The sequence below is a fragment of the Deinococcus psychrotolerans genome, assembly GCF_003860465.1.
Classification (GTDB): Bacteria; Deinococcota; Deinococci; order Deinococcales; family Deinococcaceae; genus Deinococcus; species Deinococcus psychrotolerans.
In genome coordinates this window covers 2,776,322-2,784,072 of the sequence record NZ_CP034183.1, presented here as the reverse complement: position 1 = coordinate 2,784,072, position 7,751 = coordinate 2,776,322, and the positions used below count along the sequence as shown (strand labels likewise).

The 7,751-nt window shown below is 60.9% G+C and carries 10 protein-coding genes; 5 read left to right on the top strand and 5 right to left on the bottom strand.

Translation table 11 applies throughout. The annotated features are described in order from the left end of the window. Window positions 1-266 precede the first annotated feature (266 nt). The 3 genes from hisF (at window position 267) to EHF33_RS13705 (ending at window position 2,902) form a co-directional block, all read left to right on the top strand. Window positions 267-1,082, top strand: coding sequence for an imidazole glycerol phosphate synthase subunit HisF (gene hisF, locus EHF33_RS13715; RefSeq protein WP_124872622.1), 816 nt, complete (start codon window positions 267-269; stop codon window positions 1,080-1,082). Then, window positions 1,079-1,789 (top strand): bifunctional phosphoribosyl-AMP cyclohydrolase/phosphoribosyl-ATP diphosphatase HisIE, encoded by a 711-nt coding sequence (gene hisIE, locus EHF33_RS13710; protein ID WP_124872620.1) that lies wholly within the window; start codon window positions 1,079-1,081, stop codon window positions 1,787-1,789. The genes hisF and hisIE overlap by 4 nt, the downstream gene beginning before the upstream one ends. Before the next feature lie 150 nt (window positions 1,790-1,939). After that, window positions 1,940-2,902, top strand: coding sequence for a ribose-phosphate diphosphokinase (locus tag EHF33_RS13705; RefSeq protein WP_124872618.1), 963 nt, complete (start codon window positions 1,940-1,942; stop codon window positions 2,900-2,902). Window positions 2,903-3,042: 140 nt separating this feature from the next. Here EHF33_RS13705 and EHF33_RS13700 read toward each other — a convergent pair whose 3' ends face one another. The 4 genes from EHF33_RS13700 to EHF33_RS13685 all read right to left on the bottom strand — a co-directional run bounded on the left by EHF33_RS13700 (window position 3,043) and on the right by EHF33_RS13685 (window position 5,735). Beyond that, window positions 3,043-3,570 carry a DUF4388 domain-containing protein gene (locus EHF33_RS13700; RefSeq protein ID WP_124872616.1) on the bottom strand — a complete coding sequence of 176 codons (528 nt, stop codon included), beginning with the start codon at window positions 3,568-3,570 and terminating at the stop codon, window positions 3,043-3,045. A gap of 58 nt (window positions 3,571-3,628) precedes the next feature. Then, window positions 3,629-4,015 (bottom strand): barstar family protein, encoded by a 387-nt coding sequence (locus tag EHF33_RS13695; RefSeq protein ID WP_124872614.1) that lies wholly within the window; start codon window positions 4,013-4,015, stop codon window positions 3,629-3,631. Then, window positions 4,012-4,509, bottom strand: coding sequence for a ribonuclease (locus EHF33_RS13690; protein ID WP_241191184.1), 498 nt, complete (start codon window positions 4,507-4,509; stop codon window positions 4,012-4,014). Before EHF33_RS13690 ends, EHF33_RS13695 begins: the two co-directional genes overlap by 4 nt. 398 nt (window positions 4,510-4,907) lie before the next feature. After that, the gene (locus EHF33_RS13685; protein ID WP_124872612.1) at window positions 4,908-5,735 is read right to left on the bottom strand and encodes an undecaprenyl-diphosphate phosphatase; all 828 of its coding nucleotides are present in this window, start codon (window positions 5,733-5,735) and stop codon (window positions 4,908-4,910) included. 67 nt (window positions 5,736-5,802) lie between these two features. On the opposite strand from EHF33_RS13685, the gene nth reads away from it, so the two are divergent. Beyond that, window positions 5,803-6,495, top strand: coding sequence for an endonuclease III (gene nth, locus EHF33_RS13680; RefSeq protein ID WP_124872610.1), 693 nt, complete (start codon window positions 5,803-5,805; stop codon window positions 6,493-6,495). A gap of 56 nt (window positions 6,496-6,551) precedes the next feature. Further along, entirely contained in the window at window positions 6,552-7,265 is a 714-nt protein-coding gene (locus tag EHF33_RS13675) for a zinc ribbon domain-containing protein (protein ID WP_124872608.1), read from the top strand. Window positions 7,266-7,376: 111 nt separating this feature from the next. On the opposite strand, the gene EHF33_RS13670 is transcribed toward EHF33_RS13675, so the two are convergent. Then, window positions 7,377-7,727 carry a DUF1304 domain-containing protein gene (locus EHF33_RS13670; protein WP_124872606.1) on the bottom strand — a complete coding sequence of 117 codons (351 nt, stop codon included), beginning with the start codon at window positions 7,725-7,727 and terminating at the stop codon, window positions 7,377-7,379. Window positions 7,728-7,751 lie beyond the last annotated feature (24 nt).

Here is a 7,751-nt window from a genome sequence, read left to right as displayed (position 1 = left end):
CTTGCCCCCTCAGATGGTGCTCAGCGAATACCCCAAACTGCCCCGGTCTTTATCTCCCCTTAAGTTTAGCTGGTCTTTAACTTTGAAAAGGGACATTTGTTTGGGTGTGGAGGGTCGAGGGGCTTCCACGACCGGTAGAAATGGTTAGAAGGAGCGCTGCAACGCTGCTGACCACTTGTATAGATTGCTCGGCCCCAGCAAGGCGGCCGACCCAAAAATGGACAGCCGCCACCCTGCTCGGCCGCGCCGCGCTCTAGACTCGGTTCATGCTTGCCAAACGCATCATTCCCTGCTTGGACGTTCAAAATGGCCGGGTGGTTAAGAACGTCCGCTTTTTTGAAGATCACCGCGACGCGGGCGACCCGCTAGTGCTGGCCCAACGCTACGAAGCCCAGCAAGCCGACGAACTGGTGTTTTACGACATCACCGCTTCTCACGAAGGCCGCAAACTGATGCTGGACGTGGCGGCCCGCGTCGCCGAGCAAGTCATGATGCCGCTGACGGTGGGCGGCGGCGTCAGCGACCTCGCCGATTTCCGGGCGCTACTGCTGGCCGGGGCCGACAAGATCAGCGTCAACAGTTCCGCCGTGCGTACACCGCAGCTGATACGGGCGGCCAGCGACCACCACGGCTCGCAGTGCGTGATGCTCAGCATCGACGCCAAACGCCGACCCGGCGGGCATCCCAGCGGCGAGGGCTGGAATGTCTACGTGGGCGGCGGGCGGGTGGACACTGGCCTGGATTTGCTGCGCTGGGCCGAAGAAGGCCAGCACCTCGGCGCGGGCGAAATTTGCCTGAACATTATGGACGCCGACGGCACGCGTGCCGGCTTTGATCTGGCGGCAACCCGCGCCGTGGCGCAGGCACTGGATATTCCAGTAATCGCTTCCGGCGGCGCGGGCAAGCTCGAAGACTTTGCCGAGGTACTCAGCGGCAGCGCAACCGGCGGACAAGCCGACGCTGCGCTGGCCGCCAGCGTCTTTCACTTCGGTGACCTCAGCGTGCCGCAGGTCAAGGCTTACTTGCACGCTCAGGGCGTCGCGGTGCGCCCCGAATGGCACGACAATGGGGTCTTGGAATGAGCGGTTCAATTAAGGTGAACTTAGACGACATCCACTTCGGCCCAGACGGTCTGGTGCCGGTGGTGGTGCAAGACACCCAAACCGGCGCGGTGCTGATGCAGGCTTACGCCGACCGGGCCGCCATCGAACACGCCCTGACGACCCGTCGAGGCACTTACTTTTCGCGCTCACGGAGCCAGCAGTGGATCAAGGGCTTGACCAGCGGGCATGTCCAGCACATCGAGAGCATTCACCTCGACTGCGACGGCGACAGCGTGCTGTACCGCGTGCAGCAAAGCGGCCCGGCTTGTCATACCGGCGAGTACAGCTGCTTTTACCGCCCGCTGTTGCCGCAAACAGATCAGACACTCGATTCAGAGGTGGTCAATCCAGAGGCGCTCACTCAGCAGTCGCTGGGCGACACTCTGGAGCGGGTCTACACCACCATCACCGAGCGGCTGCGAACCCTGCCCGAACAAAGTTATGTGGCGCGGCTGCACGCTGGGGGGCTTGACCGGGTGCTCAAAAAAATCAGCGAGGAAGCCGGAGAAGTGCTGCTGGCCGCCAAAAACGGCGACAAAGCCGAGCTGGCCACCGAAACCGCCGATCTGCTGTTTCACACTTTCTTTGCGCTGGCCGAAGTCGGCGTGACGCCCGGCGATGTGGCCCGCGTACTGGAGGAACGTGAAGGCAAAAGCGGTCTAAAGGGGCCAAAAGAAATCGGCTGAGCCGGGTGGCCGAGTAGGGCACGGGTGTTCCTGAGGGGGTAACGCGTCACGCCACTGCCAGCATTTCGCTATGCTGGCTACGTTTCCCTGCACTACGCGGCGTGCTCTTTTGGCGGCCGCTCATTCCCGCTTTCCCGGAGGTCTTTTCCTATGCCTGTTAATCGCGGCCCCCTGATGGTGTTTTCTGGACAAAGCAACCGCCCCCTCGCGCAGTCCATCTGCGACAATCTGGGCATTCCGCTCGGGCACAGCAAAACCGAGCAATTTACCAACGAAAACATCATCGTGCATTTTGAAGACTCCCTGCGCGAAGGTGACGTGTTCATCGTTCAGAGTTTTAGTCATCCGGTCAGCGACTCTATTTTGGAACTTTTTTTGATGATCGACGCCGCAAAGAGTGCCTCGGCGGGGCGCGTGACCGCTGTGATTCCTTATTACAGCTACGCCCGCAGCGACAAAAAAGACGCGCCGCGCATCAGTATTGCCGGGCGCTTGATGGCCGACCTTATTCAGGAAGCGGGCGCTGACCGGGTACTGACCATGTCGCTGCACTCGGCGCAGGTTCACGGCTTTTTCAAAGTGCCGGTCGATCACCTGTCTGCCGACGTGGTGATCAGCCAGTACCTCAAATCCCGCGTGCCCAACGCCAACGAGGGCGTGGTGCTGGCACCCGACGCGGGCAGCATCAAACGGGCCTCGGCAATTGCCCGCCGCCTCGACTCGGGTCTGGCCTTCATCGACAAGCAGCGCGTCTCAGACACCAACGTCGACCCCCGCGCCCTGATCGGTGACGTGACCGGCAAAACAGTCTTTATCGTCGACGACGAAATTAGCACTGCCGGTTCGCTGGTCGAAGCCGTCAACTTTTCTAAAAACATGGGCGCGAAAGAAGTCTATGTAGCCGTCTCGCACGGCGTCTACACCGGCCCCGCCATTGAGCGGATCGCGGCCCTCGACGCGGTGGAAGTGGCCAGCACCAACACCGTGCTGGTGTCCGAAGAGAAAATGCGAAACGCGGGCGGCAAGTTGGCCATTTTGGACGTGGCTCCGCTGTTTGCCAACGCCATCAGCAACATTCACACCGGAGAGAGCGTCAGCACCTTATTTGAGTAACACCTGAAAAAGGCGCGTGGGAGCGGTTGAAGGCGAACCGCTCCGCGTGCTAAGCACAAAAGACAAAGAACAAGGTTCACGTCTCCCCTGTTCTCTCAGTGCTTTGCCCACGTCCGGCGATCTCGTTCCCACAACCCAACCTAAAGCTGCGCTCCCGAATCCACCAAGCCCGACTGGATAAAGGGGCGCAGCACTTCTAAAGTGGCGCGGGGAGAGAGGTCGCTTTGGGCCACCAAGTCGCCCAGCGGCACCCGGCCCACCAAGTTGAGGGTGCGGAATTGGGCGCGGGTCACCGGTTGCTGATCCGTCCAGCGCGAGGTAAAGGTCAGCGGCCTGTCCCAGTGCGGAAAGAGGCGCAGCAACTCTTGCCAAGCGTCGCTGCTGACACTGAGCTGGCGCAGCAAAGCGGTGCGGCGGGTTTCGACGGTCTGCTTGGGCGCGGTTTGGCCCGGTTCAAAGGTGAAATCGCCGCCGCCCACCGAGGACAGCAGATCAAGGGCGTCGTCGCCCTCACGCAGCAGCGCCGAGGCGTGCACCACTTCGCCGCCTTGCAACCACAAATCGCCGCCGCGCAGATGAGAGACGTGAAGTTTGCCGCTCGCTCCACTGTTGGTCAACATCTGTAACACGTTCAGAAGAGGAAATTCAGAAAGACTGCCCCGCAACATGCCGGCAGTCTAGCGTGTCTGGACACACCGTGTGCTGGGGCCGCACGCCCTGAGCGCTTTACCCTTCGCTTTCCGGCACGTCCGAGAGCAGCCACAGCGCTCTTCCCTGCGCCGCCAGCGCCGTTTGGGCGTCCAGCAGCACGGTTGTGAGCTGCGCGGCAAGTTTGGGGTGTTGACGCTCAAAATCGGGATAACTACACAGCACCAGCGCCAAGCGATCGGGGACTTGTTCAGGGTCGCTCAGCACGTCGTAGAGGGCGTCCCAGTTGCGGCCAAAATTGGGAGTCAGGGTCAAGTCGTTGGTAAAAGCCAGCATCAAGTCGTCTTTGTCCGAGACTTTGCCGAGGTTCACTTCGCGCAGCCGGACTTGTGCGCCCGCCGCCACCATACGCGGCTCGGCGGGCGCGGGCTGGATTCCTTCGGGCGGCAACTCGAAAATACTCATGGGGCAATCCTCTTGAAACTGGCGTAGTGATCGGCAGTGTAATAGCATTCGGCAGCCAAGCTTCGCAGTGGGCCGCAGACGATCCGCCGCGCTCCCCGGTCAGCCGACTGGGGCGTGGGCACAGTGTATTCGTGGTAATAGCCGCTGGACTGCTTGGGCAAAATGCGCTCACGGTTAGAAAAAACCACGCCGTCTTTTTGGTACGGCCAGTGTTGCGGAGGCACAGGCCCACCCTGCCCGATCAAGCTGAGGGTGCGCTGACCTTCCGGCGGCAGTGCCGAGCGGGCCATCAAGAGAAGTCCGCTTTGGGGATCGCGCCCTGAGCGGGTCGGCTGGACTTGAGTTGCGCCAGACTGAGATGGAGTCCTTGTCGTGGTTTGGGTCGTGTCAGACGTTGTAGTGACCTTACCAGCCGGTGAACAGGCCCCCAACATCAGCGTCAGGGCCACAGCGCCCGAAGCGGCCCACGACACAAACCGAAATCTGCCAAACATGCCGACTAGAATAGCGCCCCCGCCCCCCGCCTGCTGTGTGGCCGTCCGATTCGGCCAGCAAACGCAATCCAGCCGTGCTCAAACTCTGCTGAGCGCATAGACGTAAGGCTGTTCTGGGTTAAGGTGCAGCGGCGAGTTCAGCGCGGCAGTGACTAACGTTTAGCCGTCCCAAGTCATGAAGCCGCCGAAATCTCGTATCAGCTGGGGCGGCCAAGTGGTGCAGCGCCGCCCGCACGGCAAATGGCCTACTCCCCCAAACGCTGTTCTATACAGCAATGGCCCGCGCTGTCACTCGACTTTTCGAGTAGCAGGGGGCCATCTTGGTTGTTGGTAAGGGTCAGAGGCGGTGGGGCCGGCAAGAAAAAGCCTCTGGCTTAAGCTGGCGCGTTACGCCCCGCTCAAGCTCTGTTCAAATTGTTGATGACGCCCGAGTAGATCAGCACCAAAATAATGACGCCGATGATGATGCGGTAAACGGCAAACCCTTTGAAATCGTGGGTGCTGACAAAGCGCAGCAGCCAGCCGATCACGAAATACGCCACGATAAAGCTGACCACAAAACCGATGCCCACGTTGGTCAGGCCCGCCGCGCCGAGGTCGTCCTTGTGCTTGACGAAATCCAGCAAGGTCGCGCCGCCCAGCACTGGAATACCGAGGTAGAAGCTGAACTTGGTGGCGGTGGGGCGGTCTAAACCGGTCAGCATCCCGCCGAGAATGCTGCTGGCCGAGCGCGAAAAGCCCGGCCACAGCAGCGCCAAGCACTGCACCACGCCCACGGTGATGGCCTGCGGCAAGCTGATGCTCTCCAGCTTGTGGGTGGTGGCGGGGCGCGGGCGCATTTCGATGAAATACATCAGCACGCCGCCAACGATCAGCGCCCACGCCACGACGGTCGGGGTAAACAGCAGCGCCTTGATTTTGCTACCGAAGAGTGCGCCCAAAATCACGGCGGGAATGCAGGCCACCACGATCCCCAGCCACAAGCGCTGTACGCCCGCGTCTTTGTTGATGGTGCTGGCCTGCCGCACCAGGTCGCGCCAGTAATACACCACCACCGCCAAAATCGCTCCGCCCTGAATCACCACTTCAAAGGTGTCGAGCACATTTTTTTGCCAGGGCACGCGCAGGAGGTCGCCCGCCACGATCAGGTGGCCGGTGGAAGAAACGGGAAGGAATTCGGTGAGACCTTCGACGATGCCGAGAATGACGCTATAAAGCCAGTCCATATCGCCGGTCAGCTTAGTGCATTTAAGTAATGGGTAAGTAAAGCGTGAAGTTGGCTAAGCTAAGGGCGTGTCTCCCGCTGCCAAAACGCCCGCCAAAGCTTCTCGTCCGCGCCCGCCCACCGCCCTCAAACGCCGCGCCGAGGGTGTCCTCAGTGGCCTGCAGGCTGCCTACCCCGACGCCCGCACCGAACTTGAGTACCAAAGCCCGTTTGAACTCCTCATCGCCACCGTGCTCTCAGCGCAGGCCACCGACAAAAGCGTGAACGCCGCCACGCCCGCCCTCTTTGCCGCTTACCCCGACGCGCAGGCCATGAGCGCCGCATCCGTGGAAGCGGTGGAAGCCCTGATTAAAAGCATTGGCCTCTACCGCAACAAAGCCAAAAATCTGGTGGCCCTCTCTGGCCTCCTTTTGGAGCGGCACGGCGGAGAGGTACCCAACGATTTCGCGGCGGTGGTGGCTTTGCCAGGCGCGGGACGCAAAACTGCCAATGTGGTGCTGAGCAACGCCTACGGGATGGCGGCCATCGCGGTAGATACCCACGTGGGGCGGCTCGCGCGGCGACTGGGCCTGAGCGAACAGATGAACCCCGACAAAGTGGAGCTCGACCTTCAGGCACTCTTCCCGCAAGATTCGTGGATCTTTTTACATCACGCCCTGATTTTGCACGGGCGGCGCGTCTGCCTGGCCCGCAGACCCCTTTGCTCGTCCTGCACGCTGCTGAGCTTGTGTCCACGGCTGGGCGTGGAGAGCAGCGGCTGAGCACTGCGCCGCTGACCAAGCCCCCAAGCGGCTCACATGGGGTTAGACTGAAGGCGATGAGCGAAAGCGGACAACTGGAACAGCTTTACCGTGTGCAGGGCCTTGACCTCGAACTCGACCGCCTGCGCCTTGAGGAAGGCAGTATTTCAGACGACTTGCGGGCCGCACGCCTGGAGCAAGCCAAGATCAACAACCAACTCGAAGACACTGAAATCGAGCTGGAAAAAGTAGACCGTCAGGCCAGACAACTTGAGCTTGATCTGGCCAGCAGCCGCGAACAGGTGGCCCGCAACAGAGCCGAGCAAGACCGCAACGCCACCAACGCCAAATTGCAGTCACAGTTTGAAAGCGTCATTTTGCAGCTTTCGGAGCGGGTCTCGGACTACGAGGAAGCCTTAGAGCCTGTGCAGATTCAGCAAACCAGTTTGCGCGAAAAAGCCAGCGGCCTGCGCGGCGAACTCAGGGCCATGCGCCCCAACCTGAGCAGCTTGGAAGAAACCGACGACGCCCGCGTCGAAGACTTACGCGCTCAGGGCGAGGGCATGCGGGCCGAGCGGGCCGAGATCGTGGGCCGCACCGAGCCGCGCCTCGTCAAGGAATACGAGCTGATTCGCAAAGGTAAAAAAGGCATCGGCATCGTGTCGTACACGGCAGGCCGCTGCCAAGGCTGCAACGTGCAACTGCCGGTCAACATCCAGCAGCGGGCCGCTGGCGGCAAACTGCCTCCGGTGAAATGCCCCTCGTGTGGGCGGATTTTGTACAAGGGCTGAGGGGAGAATTGGGCTGACCCATTCGCCAGCACACTTTGATGGTGCTGGCTCTGTCCCGCTTGGGGTTGCCAGCACCGCCCCCCGCTTCGGCGGGTCTTTTTTGGTATGACTTTACGTCAGCCAGACGGCCAGCAACGCCAAGCCTGCCGGAAGCGCCTGCATTAAAGCAATGCGCGGGCTGACCGTAGCGGCTCCGTACAGCCCCGCCACGATGACGCAGATCAGGAAAAACGTCATCACGTCTTGACGTTGACCGATCAAACCCCAGATCAAACCCACAGCCAGAAAGCCGTTGTAGAGACCTTGATTGCCCGCCATCGTCACGGTCTGTTCGGCCAGCTCGGCACTGACTCCAAAGGTTCGCCGGGTGCGCTCGGTGCGCCACAAAAACATTTCCAGTACCAAGATGTAGAGGTGTTCCACAGCCACCAGTGCGACCAAAATCAGGGCAATGAGATGCATCTGCTGATCTTGACATATCCTGCC